Here is a 23,524-nt window from a genome sequence, read left to right as displayed (position 1 = left end):
CTGATAACTGATAACTGATAACTGATAACTGATAACTGATAACTGATAACTGATAACTGATAACTGATAACTGATAACTGATAACTGATAACTGATAACTGATAACTGATAACTGATTAATCAAAAAGACGAAAATAGGGATAACGTTTGGGAACCCCCGGTTCTTTTTCCAGATCAAAGTTAATTACATCCCAACAGGGTTGATCGGGGGCATCGGGGCTAAATTCTACTGGTAAACCGTAGAGACGGGGAATAGTGGCTTCACCCAGTTCATTACCGCGCCAAGTGGTGTTACGTTCTAGGTAGGAACTAACTAAATCGCGATAACGGTTGGCAATAATTACTTTAGTCGCTTTAAATCCTTGAGTATAGAGACGATCGAGTGCTTCGTGAATCTCAAAACGAATACCATCCGGGTGAGTGTGTTGACGATACCACTCACCATTCCAGAGTCGCCAATGCCGTCCTGACTGCAAGTGAACCAACTCACCCGTTTTGGGATCGGCTTCAAAAGCTCCATGGCGCGGACACAAATAGGTATCCGTCAAAGTGAGGGCGGGGATTAGCTGCCGACAGTGAGGACAATGGATATCGGGTCCAAAAACAGGGTATTGTAAACTTGCATTGATCATGGGAGAACCTAAACTAAAAATTGTTATCTTTGTACCAATAATCCTACCCATATTATACCCAACCAAATTGGACGGGTATTCTCTTTCGACTTTAGTGCAGATCCTCCCATGTCTTTAGATAACTTAAGATCAACTTCTAATTTCTGGCCGATTGTCGATGTCAGTCAAGCGGCTTTTATCGCCCCTAATGCCACGGTAATGGGCGATATTTCCCTAGCTGTGGGGGTGAGTGTTTGGTATGGGGCGGTATTGCGTGCCGACGTGGAACGCATCGAAATTGGGTCCTATACTAATATCCAAGATGGGGCAATCCTACACGGAGATCCGGGCAAAATTACTATCCTTGAAGATTACGTTACCATCGGGCATCGGGCGGTAATTCACGCAGCCCATATTGAACGCGGTTGTTTAATCGGCATTGGGGCAGTGATTCTCGATGGTGTGCGCGTCGGGGCGGGTAGTATTGTCGGGGCGGGTAGTATTGTGACAAAAGATATACCACCGCGATCTTTAGTGGTGGGTATTCCCGCTAAACGCGTCCGGGAAGTGTCGCCACAGGAGGCTCAAGAGTTGATCGAACACGCCGAGCGCTATGCTAAACTTGCCCTCGTTCATGGGGGAAAAGGTACTGATACCGGATTCCCAAAACGGGCGGATTAGGGTATAAATATAAAATGAGAATCAAGTAACAATCTTTTAAGCACCGCTCGAGGAGAAGGAAATCTATGGACTGGAGAGTGTTAATCGTTTTAACCCCTTTGTTTATTGCTGGTGGCTGGGCTGTCTTCAATATCGGCGCTGCCGCTATTAGACAAGCTCAACAGTTTCTCAGCAAACAAAGTTAATAAAAGTTTATAATTCTTAGTAAAACCGATCACCTAGGGGATCGGTTTTTAATTTTTCCTTATCTGGCGATCGCTGATTGGGGTGTGGGGTGTAGAGTGTGGGGTGTGGGGTGTGGGGTGTAGGGTGTGGGGTGACCACTTCGTGCGCGTTGCGGGGGTAGGTGGGTGGAATTAAATATAAGATGAACGTAGGTTGGGTTGAAGCATGAAACCCAACGCCCGCATGGGTTACGCTACCGCTAACCCATCCTACAAATAATTGTGCCTCCCTACTTATGAATTATGAATTATGAATTGGGGTATGGGGAGAACAAATAAAAATAATCTCCTGTCTCCTGTCTCCTGAATCCTGAATCCTGAATCCTGAATCCTGTCTCCTGAATCCTGTCTCCTGTCTCCTAACCCCACCAATATACCTTTTCAGCAAACCCTACCTAACCATGAAATCTAACTATCAAAATCTCATCCAAGAATTGGCTCATCTAGAAATTATCACCGATCCGGGGCAAGTGGCGAAACTTTCCTTAGATTATTATCATTTTAGTCCCATTTTAGAGGCACAACTGCAAGATAAACGGGCTGATTTAGTCATTCGTCCCCAGAATAGCCAAGAGGTTATTGACATCGCTAAAACCTGCGTTAAATACCAAATTCCTTTAACAGTTAGAGGTGCGGGTACAGGTAATTATGGTCAATGTGTTCCCTTGCGGGGGGGAGTAATTTTAGACACAACGAAACTAACAAAAATTATCTCGATCAAACCGGGTACAGCCCGGGTAGAAGCGGGAGTAAAAATGGCATTTTTTGATAAACAAGCTCGCGCAATCGGTTGGGAATTAAGAATGGCTCCCTCTACCTATCGGACGGCGACAATTGGCGGTTTTATCGGGGGTGGCAGTGTGGGCATGGGTTCAATTAATTATGGACAATTGAAGGATAGAGGCAATCTGCAAGCAGTGCAGTTAGTCACCCTAGAAGCGGAACCAAAAATTATCGAACTACGGGGGGATGAGGTAGAAAAAGTCAATCATGCCTACGGAACAAATGGCATTATTACCGAGTTAGAAATAGCCCTCGCTCCCTGTTATCCTTGGGCAGAATTTATCGTTACTTTTGCCGATTTTATCACCGCCGCTAAATTCGGTCAAGCTCTCAGTGATAGTGATGGCATTGTCAAGAAAATGGTTAGTGTTCACTCTTGGCCAATTCCTGCTTATTTTATCGCTCTTAAGGATTATTTACCCACAGGAAAAGCGGCAGTTTTGTTAATAGTATCGGACAGCGATCGAGTCGCATTAGAATCTTTAATTAAAGAATATAATGGTGAACTTACCTACTATAAAACGCCAGAAGAAACCCAAAAAGGCAACAGTATCTTAGAATTTACTTGGAATCATACCACTCTCCATGCGCGTAGTTTTAACCCCAAAATAACTTATCTACAAGCTTTTTATTTTAATCTAGCTACGGTAGAGAAACTCTATAATTATTTTGGTGAGGAAATAATGATGCACCTAGAATTTTTGAAATTTCAGGGTAAAGTTATTCCCGCCGGTCTTCCCTTGCTAGAATTTACCACAGAAACTCGATTAAATGAGATTATTGCTATCTATGAACAACAGGGGGCAGCTATTGCCAATCCTCACACTTATATCATGGAAGATGGCGGCAGCAGACAGATTAATCCGCTACAACTAGAATTTAAAAAACTCGTCGATCCTTACGGATTGAACAATCCGGGTAAAATGCGAGCATGGGTTGAAGCAAGGGGGTAGGGGTTCAATTCAAGCTAAATTAAACAAGATAAGTAGGTAGGCGTTAAAAACTATTAGATGCCCCCCTTATCAAGGGGGGATTAAGGGGGGATCGGCACCCCCCAAGGGGGGATCGGCACCCCCCTTATCAAGGGGGGATTAAGGGGGGATCGGCACCCCCCTTATCAAGGGGGGATTAAGGGGGGATCGGCACCCCCCTTATCAAGGGGGGCAGGGGGGATCGAACCTAAAACACTAACCGCTAAAAAGGGAGTGGGGAAAACAAAACTCCCCGCTGCCCCCTGCCTATTCCCGGACTTGCCCCGATCCGATACAATTAAACGGTTGTCTTGGAAGAATTAATAGTGATCGAGCGTTATACTCTCCCTGCGATGGGGAATTTGTGGACGGATAGATATAAATATCAAACATGGCTAGAGGTAGAGATAGCCGTCTGTGAAGCGCAGGCAGAATTAGGCTATATTCCGGGGGATGCAGTAGAAGAAATTAAGGCAAAAGCTAATTTTGATCCCGATCGCATTTTAGAAATAGAAGCAGAAGTGCGCCACGATGTCATCGCCTTTTTAACAAATGTTAACGAATATGTGGGCGAGCCGGGGCGTTATATTCATTTGGGTTTAACCAGTTCCGATGTACTAGATACCGCCCTGTCCTTACAATTAGTCGCCAGTTTAAACCTGATTTTAGAACAATTAGAAGATTTTATCCAAGCCCTGCGTTATCGCGCCCAAGAACACCGTTATACAGTCATGGTAGGACGTTCCCACGGCATTCACGCCGAACCGATCACCTTTGGCTTTAAACTAGCGGGATGGTTAGCGGAAGTGCTGCGAGGACGCGATCGTTTAATTCGCTTGCGCCAAGACATCGCCATCGGTAAAATATCTGGTGCAGTGGGAACCTATGCCAATATTGACCCGAAAATTGAGGCGTTAACCTGTCAGAAGCTAGGATTAGAACCGGATACCGCTTCCACTCAAGTGATCTCCCGCGATCGACACGCCGATTATGTGCAACAATTAGCTTTATTGGCGGCTTCGATCGAACGTTTTGCCGTGGAGATTCGCAACCTGCAAAGAACCGATGTCCTAGAAGTGGAAGAATACTTTGCCAAAGGACAAAAAGGCTCCTCCGCTATGCCCCATAAACGTAATCCCATCCGTTCAGAACGCTTAACGGGAATGGCGAGAATTATCCGTAGTCATAGCGTTTCCGCTTTAGAAAATATCGCCCTCTGGCACGAAAGGGATATTTCCCATAGTTCCGTAGAACGGGTAATGCTGCCGGATGTTTGCATTTTGACCCACTTTATGCTCAAGGAAATCACCGATTTAGTCAAAAATCTGCTGGTGTATCCCGAAAACATGAAGCGAAATATGAATGTTTACGGTGGCGTGATTTTCAGTCAAAGAGTTCTTTTAACTTTAGTGAGTAAGGGAATTAGCCGGGAATCTGCCTATAAAATCGTCCAAGAAAACGCCCATCGCGCTTGGAACACCGATAACGGCAATTTTAAAGCTTTTATCGGTCAAGATGAGCGAGTTACCGCTATTTTATCCCCCGACGAGATCGAAAGTTGCTTTGATCCCCAGCAGCACCTAAATCATCTTAATAGCATCTACCAAAGGTTAGATATTTAAGGAGCTTTCAGTGATCAGCTAACCACTAGCTTGTTGCTTTAGAAAGGTAATGACAGCGTTTTGGATTGTCGGTTGGCGATCGATCTTTTCTCAGAAAGCGATCGCTATTCGTTTCTCGATCAAGGTCGCGTTTGAAGATAAAACTAAAGAATCGGCGCAAGCGAGTACGAATCGGGTAAAATAAGGGTCTGTATTCGGAGTGTTCGTTTTTATGATGAAAATCAAACTCTTGAATTTAGGTAGTATTAAAGAGGCAGAAGTGGATCTTCGGCCTCTAACCGTTATTATTGGCCCGAATAATTCTAATAAAACTTATATCGCCTACTCGATTTATGGGTTATGGATTAATCATCGTGACGGCCTTTTTTTTTCTAGTGAAATTTTAGAAAAAATAGAATTTACAAATCAAGCCGATCATTGGTCTTTAAAAATAGACCGACGTTTTTATGATGTTATATCCGAAATTGTTCAAAAGTCCGCATCTGAATTTAGCGGGATAAAACTACAATCTTTTTTCCAAGATTCTAGCGGCAAGATTTTTGAAAAAACGAAATTCAGTATCGAAATTTCCGAAGATGATATTAAAACAGCTATAGAAAAAGTTTTAGCGCATATAATTGAGTATCGCCAGTCATTAGCTTCATTTGGAATCAAGAAAATCGAGCGAAGCGACAACAATAATGAGATTTTATTTTATCCAGAAAAAGAAGCTGAAATTTATGATTATAAAAACATGGTTCTTCTTGATTTTGTTGCTGGTGTTGTAACATTTTCATTTTCTGACATACTTCCTTTACCCGCCGAAAGAAACGCTTTTATAAATACCTATAAAATGCTGGCCAATAGAAGATATAAGCTACTTAAAGAGAATCAGAGAGAGCGATTGATACGAGGACGTATTAATCGAGAGCCATTGATACAAGGACTTATTAATCGAGATAAGCAGTTAGAGTTACTGAAAGAACAGGGAGATATTCGCTATCCTCAACCAGTAGAGGATTTTTTAGATTTTTTAACTGACATAGAACTAGAAAATAAGCCCGATCCCATTGCCAAAAACAAAAATGATTTTCAAAAATTAGCTGATCAAATTGAAAAGTATATTCAAAATAACAATAAAACAATCTTTAAAAAGACTAAATTCGGAGGCAGAGAAATTAAAGTTTCGGTAAAAAGAAGTTTAGAGATCGATCTTTATAATGCTTCCTCGTCTATTAAACAATTAGCCCCGCTTTTACTCTATTTGCGCTATCGAGCAAAATCGGGGGATTTTCTGGTGATCGATGAGCCTGAAATGAACTTACATCCAGAATCTCAGGTAAAATTGTTAGAATCTTTAGCGATTTTAGTAAATTTAGGAGTTAGAATTTTATTGACGACTCATAGCCCCTATTTGATGGCTCATCTTAACAATATCGTTAATGGTAATCACCAAAATCCAGAACTTTTAGCCGAACAAGCTAAATTGCTTTATCTGCAAGATAGCCGAGGTTTTCTTAAAATGGAACAGGTTAGTGCCTATGAAATAAAAAATAATAAATTACTTTCTTTACACGACCCTGAATACGGTATTCGTTGGGATACTCTCAGCGATGTATCAGTTGATATTCAACAAAAGTTTTTTGCAATTTATGAAGCAGGACAACAAAACCAAGAAACCGAAGAAGGATGTTCCTCAGAAGAAGAATAAACTCGATTGGCAAAAATTTAACTTTTTAGAAAATTTGCTTATTTTCTGTACCGTACCCAATCGGATCGCTCCACCCGAAAGCGGTGTCAGCTTTCGGATTACCAAGCCAGAAAAAGATTCCGTTTGTATTTTATTTAAAACTGATCGTCAGAAGGATCCTCTCGTTAGAAATCAAAAGCAGAAAAGACCTGATTATTTATCTCTTTTTATTCAGAATGACTTACTTCTGCTGACAATTATCGAGATGAAGGGAACTAATAAAAATTCCACGAGTACAGGTATCGAACAAATTACAACTTTTAGAGATATTTTAAAACAAGAAATTGCCGATCATGTCACCAGTAAACTCAAATATAAATTACAAGCTATCCTATTAACTCCCTATAATGCCGATATTCCTGAAAAGGAGATCTACAAGGAAGCGGAGAAAGGATTTATTATTTTACCTATCCAGTATGATTCTAAAGCGGAGCTTTATCCTTATGTTTCCAAGACTTACAGGAAAGCGGATTTAAGCAAAATAGGCAAAATAAAGCATAGTCACGACGAGCAACATAAAGAATCCGATTGTTTGTTAATCGAAAACTTGTTGGCTAGACAAGCATCGGACAAACGTAAACAGGATAACTATTATTCATGTAAATTCACTCCCGCCAAAGATAGACAAGGCATCTATATAGATTATCAGGTGTCGAGCGATCAAGACTGGATCACCCTATTAACCGATCCGCAGGGAAAGAAAGTTCAATTGGCTTACTGTAGTGATGATTCTCAAAGTTCAATCGATCAAATTCAGGAAGAGATTAAAAATTTAAACCTATGTCGAATGGTAGAGATGGTAAGTCGCCTAATCAATAGTTAGTATAAAAAAGTGGTGTAGAGAAATCGGCGTTGCTGATTTGAGATATGAATCTTCTTTTCTGGTATTTTTAAAACCTAGAGCCAAACTAACTTTTGCACGGGAACCTGTACAGTTGCCATTCATGCCTTGATTCAGCAATGCCGTTTCTTGCTGCAAATCCGACTAAGCAACTAATCTACGACAGGGAACGCACCTTATGCCATTTTTCTTTATTCGTGGCAGACATTCTACTCCTTTCTCCCTTTTTGGGAGAAGGATTGAGGTTGAAGGCAATTAACCATCTCTGCCATTACTTTAGAAAAATGCTATTAGCAAGGTCCTATTCACGTTTGATCAGGATTATCCTCTATATTGTTGACTTTCGTTAATTGTGGAAAAATATCTCGTACTGCCTTTTCAAATTTTTTGTAGGAAGACAAGGATTCTAATTTCGACAATGGGATTTTTGTACCAAGCGGTGAATATAAATCGTCAATTTTTAGTTTATTTCGATACCGTTTAGTCATACCTTCTCTGGCTTTATTGATGGCATTTTTAATCGTTTCTTTCGGATTGCTAAAAGATTCGGGATCTTTATCGATTGCTAACTCACTATCACTTTTATTTGTACACAATTCTTTTTTTAGTAATTCTTTGTCTGCTAATATCCAAGCTTCAGTCATTTGTATTGGAACGATAGCAACTAAATTTTTGCATAAGTCTCCCTCGTCTGATTTAATAGCATTAAAAGCCGGATCAATTCTTTCCTTAAATGCGTTTTCATCTGTTTTATCATCTGCGTCTGCATGGAAGCACAAAACCATTGCTCCCTTCTCCACCGCTTGAATTGCGTATTTTTTAGCTTTTTCTCGGATATTTTCGCCAGAGATTTGTGGAAGACAAATTGGTTCAAAAATTTCTATTTCTTGTTCATCGTCAAAAGCAACTCTCTCGAAAGTGCGCTGAATAATATTCGGTAAAAATCTATGATCGGAACTGCCTTCTGTAGCTAAGGCAATAATTATTTGTTTGATTTTTTTTGCCATCTTAATTGATTTACGTTAATTGGTTTTGTTGATTTTTAATATTTTTAATCGCACTTTCAGCATCAGCAGTTTTTAGATATTCGACAACTTCCGAGAGAGTTAGCTTGGCCTCATTTTCGGAGAAAAATAAGGTTAATTGCTTTTTATTCTCTTTGATAACAGGGTGAAAATTACTGCTTTTCATCTTAATTCGCTTCCCTTCAATAGTGGATATTATAGTGGTAAGTTGAGAAAGCCAAATGCTGACATTTTCATCATCTTGCCAATTAATTAATTGACTCACCAGAACTGGAGAATGAGTGTTCACTATTACTTGGCGTAAAGGCATTTCAGTATCTTCAAAATCGACAGTTAGCTCTTTTAATAATCTTGCCATTGCTTGAATACGAAAAGGATGGATGCCATTTTCTGGCTCTTCAAAACACAGTAATCCTGTGTGTTGTCGGTCGTATTGCAGGACACATAATGTTAATAAACGTAGGGTTCCTTCGGAAAGCACTCTCGAAGAAAACTCCCGACCATCATCACCTTTTACCTTGATAATAAATTGTCGATTTGCTTTGTCATCATAAACATTAACTTCTGTAAGATTCGGTAGCAGATTATTGAGATCACGGGAAATTGCTGTGAGGGTATATTCATCATCTTGTTTGATGCGAAATAAAGCAGCGGCTAAATTCTTTCCGCTTGCTGTTATTGTATCTCTGATGCCCATATCTTGACGCGTAGGTTCTCGCAGATCTTCGGGATTAAGCTGCATAAACTTCCAACTCAGCATTTCTTGTTTGGCGGCTAATATATGTTTAAAATCTATAGTATTAATGCTGCTTAAAACAGTTTGTGATGCGTTTTTTGCGGGAAATACTTTTTTATTTCCTTGTTGACCGTCTTGAGGTACAACAATGGTAGCAATACCATTAATATCTTCAGTCTTAATATAAGGAATCGCTCTCCTACCCGTTACTACTTTTGGTCGCCAAGTTTCCAATACTGTCTTAGGAATATAATTTTTTACCCAATTATCTTCATTGTGCTTTAAATTTTCTAAACATTCATCAACAATATACAAGTTTTCAAATCCACTTATATTAGACTCTCGTTTAATTTTTAATTGATAGCGCAACCTTGTATATTTAAGATCGACTTCCCCACCCCAATTATCTTTTACCTTGCGATTGACTAACATTTCCACTATAAATTCCATTTCCGTGGCGTAGTCGTCCTCATCATATTGGGTAAAAAGTTCGCTAGGATGTCCTCTTTGCTCGCTAAAAGCCGTCTTCAGATCCACTTCTGCCAACCGCGTCAACAATTGCAAAGCATCAAATAAATTACTCTTACCAGAAGCATTAACCCCAGCAACTACAGTAAGCGGCGTGAATACCATTTCAAAATTATGAAAGGATTTAAAGCCATGAATTTTAATATAAGTAATCATAGTTTTAGGCGATAGGTAATATTAAAACATCAGCGCGACATTTAACCATACTGGACAATCTTCTCAGCTTTCGCCTGATACTGTCCCACTATAATCTAGACATTGGTTTACAGAGGTAGTGCGATGCCGCAGATTTTGTCGGGTGCGTTCCCTGCTGCAACGAGGGGGAACGCACCTTACCGATCGATTCCTGAGAGTATAGGGTCTTAGTCTGAAAAGGCCTATGCACAACAGCTTATCTGGCTGACGGCCGGCGGCTGATGACCGGCGGCTAAAAATTAACATTGCAAGAAAACTTAACAATTGGCCAAGAAACTCGATCGAGTAGGTAGAATAACAAGTAAATCATTTTGTAAACTCCACCCGATTAACTAACTAGAATAGAGATAACCCAGAACGCCTGTGATAGATAAAAGACGCACTACTCGCGATCTCCCCCAAATTAACGAAAGAATCCGCTTTCCTGAAATCCGCGTTATCGATAGCGACGGCTCTCAGCTAGGCATTATTACTCCTGCCGAAGCTTTGCGCGTGGCCGAAGAAAAGGAACTTGATCTCGTCCTCGTCAGTGAAACGGCAAGTCCTCCCGTTTGCCGGATTATGGACTATGGCAAGTACAAGTTTGAACAGGAGAAAAAGGCCCGCGAAGCCAAGAAAAAACAGCATACAGCCGATATAAAAGAAGTTAAAATGCGCTATAAAATTGATGAGCATGACTACAACGTGCGAGTCAACCAAGCGCAACGTTTTTTAAAAGCGGGAGATAAGGTAAAAGCGACGATTACCTTCCGAGGTCGGGAAATTCAACACTCTAACCTAGCGGAAGAATTACTGGCACGCATGGCCAAGGATTTAGAGGATGTGGCTGAGGTACAGCAAGCGCCAAAAAAAGAAGGTCGTAACATGATGATGATGTTATCGCCGAAAAAATAACTAACTAATCTGGAAAAAGGGGCTAAAACCCCTTTTTTGTTTTTCAGAAATCCCCAAAGGAACCCGACCATTTAAAACAAATGTATTAACCAGATTTTGACTCAATTCGCCGAATCGCCACCACTGCTGGCCGGGGAGGTTGATTAACTTGACCACTGGGCCAATTCGATCCTAGTGGTACTTGTCGTATTTGTTCAAATTCCTGCCCATTAGTGGTTTTCAGGGCAAATTTGCGGTTTTCAAAGGCCAAATCCCGACGAATTCCCCCCGCTTCTCCCGGATGTTGTACTGCCAAAAATAACGTCTCTTGGTCGGGAGTAAAGTACAATCCCGTTAATTCCGCATCCATGGGAGCGATAGCAAAAGGATAGGGATGCTCTTGATCCTTGGCAAACACCCAAGCACTATTATTGCCAAAAATCCCCAATAAATCCCGTTGACTAACCGGGACCCCTTGGGGATAACGCGTTTTCATCTCTCGATTTAACCCACCCGTGGAAATATCGCTAACCATCCAGAGATTTCCCTGTTTATCGAAAGCGAGGTTATCGGGATTAGAAAAACCCTCACCTTTCTCTGTCGGTTCCCCTCCATAAGCGACCACATCCCAACGAAAACTTAAGGAAGCAGCATCGTTGTTATCTTCCCTTAAGCTGATAATCCAACCAAATTCGTAGGGTATTTCGCCATTTGGTCCCTTAAATATCTCCTTGTCGGCTCCTCCCTCCGCTGCACTGGGACTACCAGAGGTAAAGGTCATATATAAAGTGCCATTCTCGTCCACTTCCGTATCTTCCGGCCGACCAGTACAAGTGACCCCAACGGCGTTAGCGGCAAAATGAGCATCGATGAGAATTGCCCCCTGTTTTTCCGTCCTATTACCTTCATACAGGTCTGCGAGGGTCTTATATTTAGCTTTGTAGGCTAGAATCTCCTCATCGTCCTTAAATAGCAGTAATTTAGTCTCATTGACTGTTCTTTCGGGATTCGGCAAAGCTACTACCCCATCCCCGCGACTAGCGGCAATTTGACTCGGTAGGACGGGATTTATCTCCGTGTCGGGATTTAAGGGTATCCAATAACCGGTTTTATCGGCGTTGAATTTGGCCCCGTAGAGCATTCCTTTTTCTAGGAGTTTTGAGTTATTTTTCTGCTTAATATCGCTAATTTTGCCCTCCGAAACGAATTTATAGACATGACCGCCTCTGCGATCGCAACCTGAATAAACCGCCAAGGGTTGCCCCGTCCGAGCGAGAAAAGCGACCGCTTCATGGCGAAAACGCCCTAACCAAGTGTGTTTTGTGCCGTAATCGTCGGGATTGGCCGGATCCACCTCCACCATCCAACCGTATTTATTTCCCGCTAACCCGAAGACGTTACCCCGGCCATCCACTTCCCCACTATTGAGAATAAAGGGGGTAGTATCGGGATGCAAAGAGGAACCATCTTTTAACACTACCTCCGTCACTTGGTCTTGAAAGTTTTCCTCGGCACTAAATACGGTTCCCCAGGGAGTTGTTCCCCCGGCGCAATTTTGAAATGTTCCGATAATTTTTGCCCCTAATCCGTCATCGTAGCCAAGTTTATCGGTTTTGGTAAAAATTGCTACAGCAGGACCGGTCGCTTTCAGGTAACGGCCGTCCTTTAGTCCAGAAATACCGGTAATGCGGCGATCGGCTTTACTATAGGTACGTTGCCATTTTCCCGTTTGATCTTTAGCCAGGGAAATTACGCCAATTCCCTGATCAATTAAGCCTTCTAGGGATATTTCCTCGATTTTTGCCTTTAAGCTGGCATCTTGCAGGCGATAGGCGGCAATTTCACCCTTTTCGTTCGTTTTTTCCCGTACTTCCTTGACGGGTAGGGTTTTACCAATCACTTCTTCAAAGGTTTGTAGCCAAGTACGACCACTGATATATTCAAAATTAACGGTTAGATAACCTTGACCCGCACTGGTTTCGATAAAAGATAGATAATCATTGTTATAACCGAAACGGGAATCACCCACTGCATCCCCCCACTGGGCCAGCACATCGTAGGTGAATCCTTGCGGAAGAACGAGATCATCTAGGACTTTATAGGTTTGATAGGCATTTTTTTGGCTTTCATCGCTCATACCGTCAATTTTTAAGGGAATTGGCAGTTTGACTGGAGAAAAGTTTAAGCCAAAACTATTGGTAGCGATCGCAGGACTGCTGATCAGAGAGGAATATTTTTTCTCTTGCAGACTGAAAAAAGAGACACCGGCAGTGGCAGTTAAAAAGGTGAGGAAATTACGGCGAGAAATACTCATATTTTCAGTAATAAAGTCAAAACTGATACTCAGACCTTGATTAGGTTAAATTTTATTACGGACACTTGACATAGGGATTATACAGTATGCAAGTTATGACTAAGTTAACAGCCAGTTAAAAAGCTCTCCTGCAAAAATAAAAAATCTTCCGTTAGGTGAGGAGACTCGCAGACAGGAGGAGAAAAAAGAGGTAAGAAAATCCCATCCCTCCCTCGGACATTAGATCAAATTTTATTTCTTGCTTTAGTTGCTGCCGAACATTGATTTTAAGATCATCTCGGTAAATTCCCTTATCGGAACCAAGCAACTGGGAGAAATGTTATTTTCTCAGGCAAATCTGAGAGGATTATGTAGAAATATCTATATTACATTTCACCCATCGGTATGCTTTACCGAAATACTGGTTAGATGAAAAACAAGCAAGACAAGCTTTATTAAAACGCGGTGAAACAGTAAACAGTGATCAGTAAACAGTGATCAGTAAACAGTAAACAGTTGTAAGCTGATAGCTAGATTGTCAGGTCACGGAAATCGATGCAAAGTTCACTGAAAAGGATCATCATCGGTGCGAGTTTTTTTCTCGCTACGGTAGTCGGAGCAACTATCGGTTATATGGCCTACGGTTGGAGTTTTCTCGATGCCGTTTATATGGTGATTATCACCATATTTGGGGTAGGTTTCGGGGAAGTTAAACCGATTAACACTCCCAGTCTGAGAGCTTTTACCATGTTAGTTATCGTCTGTGGGACCACCTCGGCCGTTTATGTGGTGGGAGGGTTTTTTCAGATGCTCACCGAGGGAGAAATTAACAAAGCTTTTAGCGATCGCCGGATGAATAAAGAGATGGAATGCTTAGAAAATCACGTCATAATCTGCGGTTTTGGGCGCATAGGACGCATTCTAACGACTAAATTGGCAAAAACAGCCCAATCTTTTATTATCGTCGATAATAACCCCGATCGCATCCGATTAGCTCAGGAAAAAGGTTACATAACTCTTAATGGTAACGCCACCGATGAAAGTATTCTCCAAAAAGCCGGCATCGACAAAGCGCGAGTTTTAGCGACGGTGTTGCCTGATGATGCCTTAAATGTCTTTATCACTTTAACCGCAAGGGAACTCAGTCCGCAACTATACATTATCGCTAGGGGAGAATATCCCAGCACCGAGAAAAAATTAAAACTAGCCGGGGCCGATCAAGTGGTCTTACCTGCTACCATTGGAGCAGAGAGAATGGCCCATTTAATCACCCATCCGGCCGCAATCGATTTTTTACAGGAAGATGAAGGTAGGCGCAATCTCAACGAATTATTAGCCGATATCGACCTGCAATTTGAAGAATACTCAATTTTAAGCGCTTCGCCCTTTTTGGGACAACCCATCAGTCAGATGGAAGTGCGGGGACAGGGGGCTTTTATTATCGTTGCTGTCCGTCAATTTGATGGTCGTGTCATCGCCCATCCCGACCATTCCACCATTCTACAGCAAGGCGATACGGTCATTTTATTAGGTCATCGGGGCGATGTTCCCAATTTTGCCCGTCGTTATGCTCTGCGTCGAGAAATGCGCTATCGGGGGTCTTCTTGGTAGGATATTTACCCAGAACAAAGTTTAGCTTTTCTGGAATCAATTTCCCTGCGGATGGAGATATTACTAACTCACTAATTAAGTAGTCATGCAAAATTAATTACCTACCCGATCGAGCTAAAACCCTTACGGGGCAATGATCGTCATGTGTAAATAATTTTGCCTAGGTACTTATCTCCAGAGACAGCTAAGTAGTCATGCAAAATTAATTACCTGCCCGATCGAGCTAAAACCCTTACGGGGCAATGATCGTCATGTGTAAATAATTTTGCCTAGGTACTTATGAAATTAACCTATCGCAGCATTCCTTACGACAAAAATCCCACTGCCACCGTTGCTTCCAGTCCGATGATTTTAAGCTATCGTGGTGTTCCCTATTTAAAAAACCGTGGTGTCGTTCAAACCATTCAGAAACCGGTAGCCGTTACCTATCGCGGTCAAGCCTATCATATCACTCAATCTTTAGCTTCTTTGCCCACGGAAGGACCCTCTTTAAGTTTTTAACTTCTAGTTCATTTTTCAATTAATCTCTTTTAAATATTGTCAATTAAGTAGCTGGTTATAATTAAATTAAAAATAGATTTTAGGTTCGATCCCCCCTGCCCCCCTTGATAAGGGGGGTGCCGATCCCCCCTTAATCCCCCCTTGATAAGGGGGGTGTCTGACAACTTTTAACACCTACCTACTTAATGATTTTATTAATTACCTTAAACGGGTTGTATCTCCCCTCTTGCTCCCTCGCTTCAAGGGGGATTTTTTTATTTGTTTTACCAACAAGGAATAACTACCTAAGCAAAATTAATTACACATATTTTTCCCTTCCGCAGTTCCGCAGTTCCAGCGTTCCCCCTTTCCGGAGTCTGAATTTAATTTTGTCGAACTGTTGATAGTTATCAGTTTTTTGTAGAATAGGGAGATTGAGAAAACGAACACCTGCCCCTATGACAAGATTCCCTTTGACTGGTCGCTATTCTGGTTTATGCGTCTTGCTCACTTTATTCTGGTTAAGCGGTCAATCTTTACCGGTGCGAGCAGAAAAAATCTATAATCCCGTCCCCCTAATCCTCAATAAAGAAATTAACGATACTCTCACCGACAAAGATATTCCCACGGGGGAGGGGGGGTTTGCTAGGGATTATACCGTAGATTTGGACAAGGACGATCAGGTGGCCATCGATCTCAAATCGGAAAACTTTGATGGAGTTTTAATTCTCCTGGCCGACGATGGTTCCACTGTAGCGGAAAATGACGATGGTCCCGATGGTGGCACTAATGCTCTCCTCTTTGCACGCATTACCGAGTCGGGTAAATATATTATTCGGGTGAGAGCTTTCGGAGAAACCGGTGGGGGAAAATTTACCCTGAAATTAACCCGTTTACGGGCCGTGGAGGGCAAAAATTAGCTAATTATTGTCAAAAAAGCCAAGAATAGAGCCTCTGTCCACTCTACCACCGCACCGTAGGTATCGCCGGTATGACCGCGAAGACGACGATATAACCAGTAACCAGTAAGCAGAGCGAGGGCGATTCCGGCACTAATGGCGATTATTCCCCAGCTTAGACCGCCAAATAGGGCGATTAACCCCCAAATTACTCCCCCACAGTCCCAAGGCAGACAAAAAGCCACTTTATGAAAGGCTCCCTTACCGGTGGGTTTGAGGTAGGGATAAAGAGCGATCGCCATTACTTGCCCCCAACGTCCCCAAATTGGTGCTAAAATTAGAGCTAAGGCTCGATTATCGCTTAAATCGGTCAAAGCGGCGATTTTTAGCAGCAAAACCATAGTCACGGCCATGACTCCAAAGGCCCCGGTAACACTATCGGCCATGACCGCTAAACGACGCTGGGGGTCAGTGACAGCTAAACCATCGGCCGTGTCACTAACTCCATCAAGGTGTAGTCCTCCCGTTAGATAAACCCAAACTCCCACAAGGACAACCGCACGAGTTAAGAGTGGCATTCCCAGACCAGCTAGAGTTATATCGAGCAAAACCAGAATTAGACCCAAAAATAAGCCCACTAAGGGAATCCATCGGGCAATTCTGCCAAAATCAGGCCAGGCAATCGGAACGGGAATAATCGTGTAAAAAGCGATCGCACCTAAAAATGAGCGAATTTCTTGACAAATGAAGTTAAATATGGTAATCAATCCCCCCAATTCGCTCCCAGTATGGCATCGTTTCTCATAAAGATGAAGTATAACTTAATTTTGTATCGGCCACCCTCTGGGATTTTCAAAACATCTGAGAACGCCTATAATAATTTAATTCGACATAACACGGTTACTTGTAATTTTATAGGAAAACTTCTTGTGATCGCTATGAGAGTAATATACGGAAAGATTTTTTAAAAAATGTGTATTTGGTGTGAGATATGGAAAGTTTCCATATAACATATAGTTATGCAGTTTTATTTTGTTAGATTCCTGAACTAGAAAGACTTTTAGTCTTAAGATAATATTATGTCGAGATCTATTTAATATGAAGACAGAAGTTGTTGTTGCGTTGATTGCTGGAACACTAGCACTTGCAGGCTCAATACTGACCTTTTACTTAACTAAAATCAGAGAAGACAATACTAAGAGACTTGAACATACAATGGAGCATTATAGAAGCCAGATTGAAGAATTCTATGGACCACTCTTCAATCTCGTGTATCAAATTGATGAGTTATACTATGTAAAAGAAGATATTGTTAGTCCTGCCTCTGGGGTTCATGATACACTAAGTGAAGAGCAAAAGAAGGAAATTGAGTCCTTTTTTAAGAATGAATATTTCTTTGATCTTCATAAAGAAATAGTCAGAATTTTGCGAACCAAGCTTTATCTAGTTGAAGGGGCGGAAATGCCTGCTAGTTTTTCCAATTATCTTCGTCATGCCACTGTGATAATTTTTGCTTATGTAAGGTTAAATGCTTACTGGGCAAGACTTTTAGGACTATTTTGAAAGAAGAAACTATCAGTATAGACCTCGTTTACACACAGAAACCAGAAGAGCCCTCAATTTAGATTGTGGAAGGAAAACAATATAGATACCAAGCATATTGTTGGAGAACCTTTTCCTGACCAGTTCATTAATGACATTAAATTTGATCTGCGAAATGCGATGCAAAGATATAATCAAACTAGGCAGATTTATAAGAGAAATATATTTGGTATTTCATTCATAAAATTGCCTTATTCAAAATCGAATTTGGAAAAGCATAACAACGCCCATGCACACCGAGCGCCGCAGCCGTAGGGTGCGTTCCCTAATGTGGCTCCTACTGCTCCACCGATCAATTTTGGGGAACGCACCATGCACATTGATTGAAGCTGTGGGTTTAGGCGTTGTCAAATTGAAAGATGCTCGGCGTTGCTGACTTTGGGTATGAATCATTGCATCTACATTTTTTAAAACTCAGGCTCAAACTGACTTTTTGATATATGCAAAATTAGCATTCATACCTTGATTAAGCAACGCCGGGGTTTTTTCGTTGAGTTGGCTGGCTCTTATCTTCGGTCGGCCTTTGAGCTTTTTCTGTTCTCTGAGTTGGGCTTCCAGTTGGGTGGTTCGTTCTTGCTGCTTTTTTAGCTGTTGAGAGAGTTGGTCAATGATGGCTTGTTGTTGTTGGAGTTGCTCAGTCAGGCTCCTCACGAGGTTTTGTCAGCTATCTACTTCTTGGCGGAGGGCTTTCTCAATTTTCCTTTGGCTCTCTGTGGCAATCCTCCTATCTGTGTTAAACCAGATTTTCTCCCTCATAGCAACCCCTACACGACCTTGATTTTTGTTCGCGACAGCTTCCAGCAGTTATTGAGAGGTGACATCAGTGGGAAGTGGGAAGTAGGGAACACAGAGCAAAAAGCTGACGGCTGACAGCTGATAGCTCTTTATTGCTAACCGGACTGACGATGATCTATTCTGGATACTGGACTGACTCGCGAATCCCCACCGCCAAAAAAGAATAATGTACTGCGATTACCTGGTTCAAATCCTCACCGCACGGGTTTACGATGTCGCCCAAGAAACCCCCTTGGAATTTGCCCCCAATCTCTCCCAACGCTTGCACAATCAGCTTTTACTCAAGCGCGAGGATATGCAGTCGGTTTTCTCTTTTAAACTGCGCGGTGCTTACAACAAAATGGCGCATTTGTCAAGGGATTTGTTACAAAAAGGCGTAATTGCTGCCTCGGCGGGAAATCATGCTCAGGGAGTCGCTTTGGGAGCGCGGCAATTGGGAACCCAAGCGATTATCGTTATGCCTGTCACCACTCCGCAAGTCAAAATCGACGCAGTAAAAGCCCGGGGTGGGATTGTCGTCCTGCACGGTGACACCTACGATGATGCCTACACCTACGCGCGACAATTAGAAGCGGAAAAAGGCTTAACTTTTATCCATCCCTTCGATGATCCAGAGGTAATCGCTGGCCAGGGTACGATCGGTATGGAAATTTTACGACAATATCAGCAACCGATCGAGGCCATTTTTGTCGCTATTGGTGGCGGTGGGCTAATATCAGGTATTGCAGCCTATGTCAAGCGTTTACGCCCAGAAATTAAAATTATCGGGGTGGAACCTGTGGACTCAGACGCGATGAATCAATCCCTAAAAGCCGGTTATCGGGTGCGTTTGTCTCAAGTGGGATTATTTGCCGATGGGGTGGCGGTGCGCGAGGTGGGAGAGGAGACTTTTCGTCTCTGTCAGCAGTATGTGGATGAGATTATCCTCGTGGATACGGACGATATTTGTGCGGCGATTAAGGATGTTTTTCAAGATACACGCTCGATTTTAGAACCTGCGGGGGCGTTGGCGGTAGCAGGAGCGAAAGCTTATGTAGAAAGAGAGGGAATTGAGGATAAAACGCTTGTTGCTGTGGCTTGTGGGGCGAATATGAACTTTGATCGTCTGCGGTTTGTGGCGGAAAGGGCAGAATTAGGGGAACGGCGCGAGGCGTTGTATGCTGTGACTATTCCCGAACAACCGGGCAGTTTACGGCGTTTTTGCGAATGTGTCGGCAAACGCAATTTAACCGAATTTAGTTATCGCATTGCCGATGAAAAAGAAGCACATATTTTTGTCGGCGCCCAGATCGAAAATCGCAGCGATGCCAAGAAATTAGCCGAGAGTTTTGAAGCTTGCGGCTTTAAAACCCTTGATATTAGCGATGATGAATTGACTAAATTGCATCTGCGCCACATGGTGGGAGGGCGATCGCATTTAGCCGATCATGAATTATTTTACCGCTTCGAGTTTCCCGAACGACCGGGGGCTTTAATGAAATTTGTCGCCTCCATGAGTCCCCACTGGAATATCAGCGTTTTCCATTATCGCAATAACGGGGCCGATTACGGGCGCATCGTCGTGGGCATACAAGTCCCCCCCGATGAAATGAATCAATGGCAAGCTTTTCTCGATACTCTCGGCTATCGCTATTGGGATGAAAGTCAAAACCGGGCCTATCAGTTATTTTTAGGTTAAATCGCCATTTTCAGGAAGTGATCAGTACAGATGAATCAAGATTTTACCCATATTTCCGTTTTGAGTCAAGAATTAATCGCCGGTTTAAATATTCAACCTGGGGGGCATTATCTCGATCTTACCCTAGGCGGTGGTGGACACAGCCGCTTGCTTTTAGAAGCCCATCCTGAAACGAAAGTAACCGCCATCGATCGCGATCAAAGCGCCCTAGAAGCCGCTAAAATTAGTCTTGCCCCCTATCTAGATAGCCGTTTAACCCTCTGGTGGGGGAACTTCGCCGATTATAAGGGACAGAATAGCAGTTTTGATGGCATTATCGCCGATTTAGGAGTCAGTTCTCCCCAATTCGATCAGAGCGAGCGCGGCTTTAGTTTTCGCCACACGGCAGCCTTAGATATGCGGATGGATCGCTGTCAATCCCTGACGGCAGCCGATATTATTAATCATTGGCAGGAAAAAGAATTAGCAGCTCTTTTTTATCAATACGGAGAAGAACGTTTATCTCGTCCTATTGCTCGCTCGATCGTCCAAAAACGTCCCTTTACTACCACCACTGAATTAGCGGCTGTCATCGCTAGTTCTGTACCCGCTAGTTACCGTTATGGACGTATTCATCCAGCAACGCGGGTTTTTCAGTCCCTACGCATCGCTGTTAATCAAGAATTAGATTCTCTGCAAAAATTGTTAAATCAAGCCCCCCACTGGCTAAAATCCGGGGGAATTATCGCTATGATCAGTTTTCATAGTCTAGAAGATCGTCTGATCAAGTATGGCTTTCGCGAAGATAATTCCTTGAAAATTATCACGAAAAAGCCGATTATTCCCAGCCGAGAAGAACAGGCTAAAAATCCCCGTTCTCGTTCGGCTAAACTAAGAATAGCCCAAAAGATCGAATCAGAGGTTATCTGATAGCAGTTATCTTAATGGTGAGGTACAAACTCTCTGGTTTTGGGGAGTCGTTTGTCAATACCAAATTAGGGCTTGCTGAATAAATGTGAAATGTAGGCAAGGTAAGGATTTTGTGGCTTTACGAGCGAAACAGGTGCAAGATTTTGAGAGAATCGTGCTTCAAAACCTGGCATCTTGAGCGGCGATTGCGTCCTGTAGGGGCGAAGCATTCGGGCAATAACCTATCGGTGAAACCGTAGATTTTCTATCCGAATGCTTCGCCCGTACTTTTTGCCGCAAACCCAAATTAGGTTACACTTCATCTTGAAGATAAAGGCTGTGGTAAAGTAAAAACCAAGAAAGAAAGCCAGTATTTATTCTTAAAAATCACTGACTAAAATAACGCAATCCCTTTACCAATCTTTCTACTGCCGTTAAAGCTGTTTCTGGAGATAAAGCAGCGTAGGCAAGACGCAAATAACAGCCCTCTGTTATCCCAAAAGTTGAACCGGGTAACACTGCCACCCGCTGCCGCTCAATTAAACTTTTAACTAACTGAAAATCATTCTTGTCTGTGGTAATTTTCAGGAAGAAATAAAAAGCCCCTTCCGCAGTGGCAACATCACAGATATCGCCGATTGATTCTAGAGCATTCAGGCAAATTTCTCTAACTTTACTGATGGTTTTTAACTGTTCTAAAGGATAGCTTTTACCCACCTGTAACGCTCCCAGAGCGGCGTATTGCGACACCACCGGCGGACAAATTAAAATAGTATCCTGAATCTTATTAATCGCCTCAGATAAATGTTCTGGTACTACCATATAACCAATGCGCCAACTGGCAAAACCGTAGGCTTTTGAGAGACTAAATAAGGAAATAGTCCAGGATTCACTGCCAACAATTGCCGCCGGGGAAAAGTGGCGGGCATGGTTATAGGTAAAATACTCATAAGCTTCATCGTGAATGTGATAGATGCCTTTTTTTTGACAGATTCGATTGACTTCTCTCAGGGTATTTTCTGGATAAACTACTCCCGTGGGATTATTAGGAGAAATCGTCACCACTGCCTTAGTTTTTTCCGTGATTGCCTCTTCAATGGCGGCTGGACGCAATTGATAATTTTTGTCTGTGGCAACCAAAATTACTTGACAATCAGCCATTTTTATGGCCATTTCATGATTGAAATAAAAGGGAGTATTGAGAATAATTTCATCCCCCGGGGAAGTAATGGCTAAAATGGCATTCATAAAAGCCATATTACTGCCCGCCGTCACAAAAATTGCCTGTTTATCGCTGATTTCTACCCGATTATCTTCGGCTAGTTTTTGCCGAATTACTGTTAATAAGGGGGGAATTCCCGCCACAGATTGATATTGATGATTTTTGGGATTGGCTAAAAATAAAGATAGAGATTCGATCGCTTCCTGGGGTGGATAATAGGAAACAATCCCTTGACCTAGGGAAATAGTGCCGGGGTTCGCTTTAATTAATTGACCGACCACGGGAATGATCGGTGTTTGTACCCCGTCCATGCGGGAGAGAAGGTCTTTCATTAAAGTAATCAATGGAGCCGAGCAGAGTCGAACTGCTGTCCAAATTAGGTATTGACTGTCCGTTCATTCACAGGTTTAGTTTCGATTACCCTCGAAACGGGGACTGTCACTTATCCCGGACAGTGGGATGCTCTAGTTAAAGCTTAGACGGTTAACTAACTAGAGAAAGTTAAACGTGGCATCCGTTGGGGGTTTATCCATAGTCCTTAACGGAGTCAAACTATGAATGCTCGAGTCGATTAGAGACTATTAGGCAGCTACAGGAGCGGCTTTACGAGCGAAAGGAACGATGTTGTTCGCATTTACTTTTTGTTTGAGCCTTTGATTTACGAGAGGAGACTCACTCTCGACCTGTATCACGGGGGAGCTTTCGCTAACCTGTCGAAACCGTTACGGCCCCTTGTGCTTACATTCTGATTATAGCATATTTTTTGATTAAGCTAATTTCGGCTCAATTGAGGATTTTTCCCTTCCCAGGCGTTAGAGCCTGGCTAGATCGGTAAAAAAGGTTTTTATCGCTGATTTTTGGGAAATTTATCCTATATTTGCGATCCAGCTGCCATGGTTGATGCCGAAGTTGCCTCAACTCTGAACATTTTCTGAAGATGCCCTGGCGTGGACGAGAGTGTAATTAATCCGTAAAGCTTCTACACGGGCGAAATGTTGAATATTACCCGTAACCAGTTCTAGATTAGATTGAATCGCCGTGGATGCGATCTGTAAATCGGCATGGGCGAGAATATTTCCCTGTTGTTCTAGTTGCGCTTGAATTTCTCCGTAAATTTTCGGGCGTTGCTGAATTAAGCTATGAATCAGTAAGGAATAGGCACTTCTTGAAACTTCAGATAATGAATTAATAAACGAATAGAGTATCCTAACATTTCTGTAGACTTAGAATAGCAGAG

At 42.4% G+C, this 23,524-nt stretch carries 22 protein-coding genes, 1 other RNA gene and 1 pseudogene; 15 read left to right on the top strand and 9 right to left on the bottom strand.

All coding sequences use genetic code 11. From position 1 onward, the window contains the following. Positions 1–116: 116 nt before the first annotated feature. On the bottom strand, positions 117–632 hold the full coding sequence (locus EWV66_RS13580) for a TIGR02652 family protein (RefSeq protein WP_052278543.1): 516 nt from the start codon (positions 630–632) through the stop codon (positions 117–119). A gap of 108 nt (positions 633–740) precedes the next feature. On the opposite strand from EWV66_RS13580, the gene EWV66_RS13575 reads away from it, so the two are divergent. From EWV66_RS13575 to EWV66_RS13545, 7 genes are all read left to right on the top strand, one after another. Then, a complete protein-coding gene (locus EWV66_RS13575) occupies positions 741–1,292 on the top strand; it encodes a gamma carbonic anhydrase family protein (RefSeq protein WP_052277791.1) in 552 nt (183 codons plus the stop codon). 65 nt (positions 1,293–1,357) lie between these two features. Then, positions 1,358–1,477: a photosystem II protein Y gene (locus EWV66_RS13570; RefSeq protein ID WP_039900610.1), complete on the top strand. Its 120-nt coding sequence runs from the start codon at positions 1,358–1,360 to the stop codon at positions 1,475–1,477. Positions 1,478–1,917: 440 nt separating this feature from the next. Then, a complete protein-coding gene (locus tag EWV66_RS13565; RefSeq protein ID WP_287109285.1) occupies positions 1,918–3,252 on the top strand; it encodes an FAD-binding oxidoreductase in 1,335 nt (444 codons plus the stop codon). A 344-nt stretch (positions 3,253–3,596) separates the two neighbouring features. Further along, the gene (gene purB, locus EWV66_RS13560; RefSeq protein ID WP_072925413.1) at positions 3,597–4,892 is read left to right on the top strand and encodes an adenylosuccinate lyase; all 1,296 of its coding nucleotides are present in this window, start codon (positions 3,597–3,599) and stop codon (positions 4,890–4,892) included. Positions 4,893–4,941: 49 nt separating this feature from the next. Beyond that, positions 4,942–5,076 carry a hypothetical protein gene (locus EWV66_RS13555; protein ID WP_256378293.1) on the top strand — a complete coding sequence of 45 codons (135 nt, stop codon included), beginning with the start codon at positions 4,942–4,944 and terminating at the stop codon, positions 5,074–5,076. A 27-nt stretch (positions 5,077–5,103) separates the two neighbouring features. Continuing rightward, positions 5,104–6,582 carry an AAA family ATPase gene (locus tag EWV66_RS13550; protein WP_002753080.1) on the top strand — a complete coding sequence of 493 codons (1,479 nt, stop codon included), beginning with the start codon at positions 5,104–5,106 and terminating at the stop codon, positions 6,580–6,582. Next, positions 6,524–7,444 carry a hypothetical protein gene (locus EWV66_RS13545; protein ID WP_052277794.1) on the top strand — a complete coding sequence of 307 codons (921 nt, stop codon included), beginning with the start codon at positions 6,524–6,526 and terminating at the stop codon, positions 7,442–7,444. Before EWV66_RS13550 ends, EWV66_RS13545 begins: the two co-directional genes overlap by 59 nt. Positions 7,445–7,767: 323 nt before the next feature. On the opposite strand, the gene EWV66_RS13540 is transcribed toward EWV66_RS13545, so the two are convergent. Next, entirely contained in the window at positions 7,768–8,469 is a 702-nt protein-coding gene (locus EWV66_RS13540; RefSeq protein WP_052277795.1) for a DUF4276 family protein, read from the bottom strand. A gap of 10 nt (positions 8,470–8,479) precedes the next feature. After that, positions 8,480–9,907 carry an AAA family ATPase gene (locus EWV66_RS13535; protein ID WP_052277796.1) on the bottom strand — a complete coding sequence of 476 codons (1,428 nt, stop codon included), beginning with the start codon at positions 9,905–9,907 and terminating at the stop codon, positions 8,480–8,482. Between the two features lie 402 nt (positions 9,908–10,309). Here EWV66_RS13535 and infC point away from each other — a divergent pair, with 402 nt between their 5' ends. After that, on the top strand, positions 10,310–10,840 hold the full coding sequence (gene infC, locus EWV66_RS13530; protein ID WP_002736104.1) for a translation initiation factor IF-3: 531 nt from the start codon (positions 10,310–10,312) through the stop codon (positions 10,838–10,840). Positions 10,841–10,925: 85 nt separating this feature from the next. Here the strand turns inward: infC and EWV66_RS13525 are convergent, their stop codons facing one another. Further along, the gene (locus EWV66_RS13525) at positions 10,926–13,133 is read right to left on the bottom strand and encodes a PhoX family protein (protein ID WP_052277797.1); all 2,208 of its coding nucleotides are present in this window, start codon (positions 13,131–13,133) and stop codon (positions 10,926–10,928) included. A 534-nt stretch (positions 13,134–13,667) separates the two neighbouring features. On the opposite strand from EWV66_RS13525, the gene EWV66_RS13520 reads away from it, so the two are divergent. The 3 genes from EWV66_RS13520 (at position 13,668) to EWV66_RS13510 (ending at position 16,123) form a co-directional block, all read left to right on the top strand. Beyond that, the gene (locus EWV66_RS13520; RefSeq protein ID WP_072925397.1) at positions 13,668–14,723 is read left to right on the top strand and encodes a potassium channel family protein; all 1,056 of its coding nucleotides are present in this window, start codon (positions 13,668–13,670) and stop codon (positions 14,721–14,723) included. 279 nt (positions 14,724–15,002) lie between these two features. Next, entirely contained in the window at positions 15,003–15,224 is a 222-nt protein-coding gene (locus tag EWV66_RS13515; RefSeq protein WP_052277799.1) for a DUF4278 domain-containing protein, read from the top strand. Between the two features lie 437 nt (positions 15,225–15,661). Further along, positions 15,662–16,123: a PPC domain-containing protein gene (locus EWV66_RS13510; RefSeq protein ID WP_002766150.1), complete on the top strand. Its 462-nt coding sequence runs from the start codon at positions 15,662–15,664 to the stop codon at positions 16,121–16,123. Here EWV66_RS13510 and cobS read toward each other — a convergent pair. Beyond that, positions 16,120–16,878, bottom strand: coding sequence for an adenosylcobinamide-GDP ribazoletransferase (gene cobS, locus EWV66_RS13505; RefSeq protein ID WP_052277800.1), 759 nt, complete (start codon positions 16,876–16,878; stop codon positions 16,120–16,122). The two genes, EWV66_RS13510 and cobS, sit on opposite strands and share 4 nt — an antisense overlap. Before the next feature lie 322 nt (positions 16,879–17,200). On the opposite strand from cobS, the gene EWV66_RS13500 reads away from it, so the two are divergent. Continuing rightward, on the top strand, positions 17,201–17,665 hold the full coding sequence (locus EWV66_RS13500; protein WP_287115988.1) for a hypothetical protein: 465 nt from the start codon (positions 17,201–17,203) through the stop codon (positions 17,663–17,665). Between the two features lie 459 nt (positions 17,666–18,124). Here EWV66_RS13500 and EWV66_RS13495 read toward each other — a convergent pair whose 3' ends face one another. After that, on the bottom strand, positions 18,125–18,355 hold the full coding sequence (locus EWV66_RS13495) for a hypothetical protein (RefSeq protein WP_061433491.1): 231 nt from the start codon (positions 18,353–18,355) through the stop codon (positions 18,125–18,127). 6 nt (positions 18,356–18,361) lie between these two features. Between EWV66_RS13495 and EWV66_RS13490 the strand changes: the two genes are divergently transcribed. The 3 genes from EWV66_RS13490 (at position 18,362) to rsmH (ending at position 21,086) form a co-directional block, all read left to right on the top strand. Beyond that, positions 18,362–18,574 (top strand): hypothetical protein, encoded by a 213-nt coding sequence (locus tag EWV66_RS13490; RefSeq protein WP_249264867.1) that lies wholly within the window; start codon positions 18,362–18,364, stop codon positions 18,572–18,574. Between the two features lie 91 nt (positions 18,575–18,665). Next, positions 18,666–20,177, top strand: coding sequence for a threonine ammonia-lyase, biosynthetic (ilvA, locus tag EWV66_RS13485; RefSeq protein WP_287109287.1), 1,512 nt, complete (start codon positions 18,666–18,668; stop codon positions 20,175–20,177). 30 nt (positions 20,178–20,207) lie between these two features. Further along, the gene (gene rsmH, locus EWV66_RS13480) at positions 20,208–21,086 is read left to right on the top strand and encodes a 16S rRNA (cytosine(1402)-N(4))-methyltransferase RsmH (protein ID WP_052277803.1); all 879 of its coding nucleotides are present in this window, start codon (positions 20,208–20,210) and stop codon (positions 21,084–21,086) included. Positions 21,087–21,452: 366 nt separating this feature from the next. Here rsmH and EWV66_RS13475 read toward each other — a convergent pair whose 3' ends face one another. From EWV66_RS13475 to EWV66_RS13465, 3 genes and pseudogenes are all read right to left on the bottom strand, one after another. Continuing rightward, positions 21,453–22,619: a pyridoxal phosphate-dependent aminotransferase gene (locus EWV66_RS13475; protein WP_052277804.1), complete on the bottom strand. Its 1,167-nt coding sequence runs from the start codon at positions 22,617–22,619 to the stop codon at positions 21,453–21,455. Between the two features lie 9 nt (positions 22,620–22,628). Next, positions 22,629–23,019, bottom strand: a transfer-messenger RNA (tmRNA) gene (gene ssrA, locus EWV66_RS13470). 412 nt (positions 23,020–23,431) lie between these two features. Then, positions 23,432–23,524, bottom strand: a pseudogene (locus EWV66_RS13465) (IS1 family transposase); the annotation flags it as partial.

Origin of the sequence: Microcystis sp. M_OC_Ca_00000000_C217Col (assembly GCF_007095585.1) — a bacterium.
In the GTDB taxonomy this organism is placed as follows: Bacteria; Cyanobacteriota; Cyanobacteriia; order Cyanobacteriales; family Microcystaceae; genus Microcystis; species Microcystis panniformis.
The sequence above is the reverse complement of the archived record's forward strand: the minus strand, read 5'-3'. Positions and strand labels throughout refer to the sequence as shown.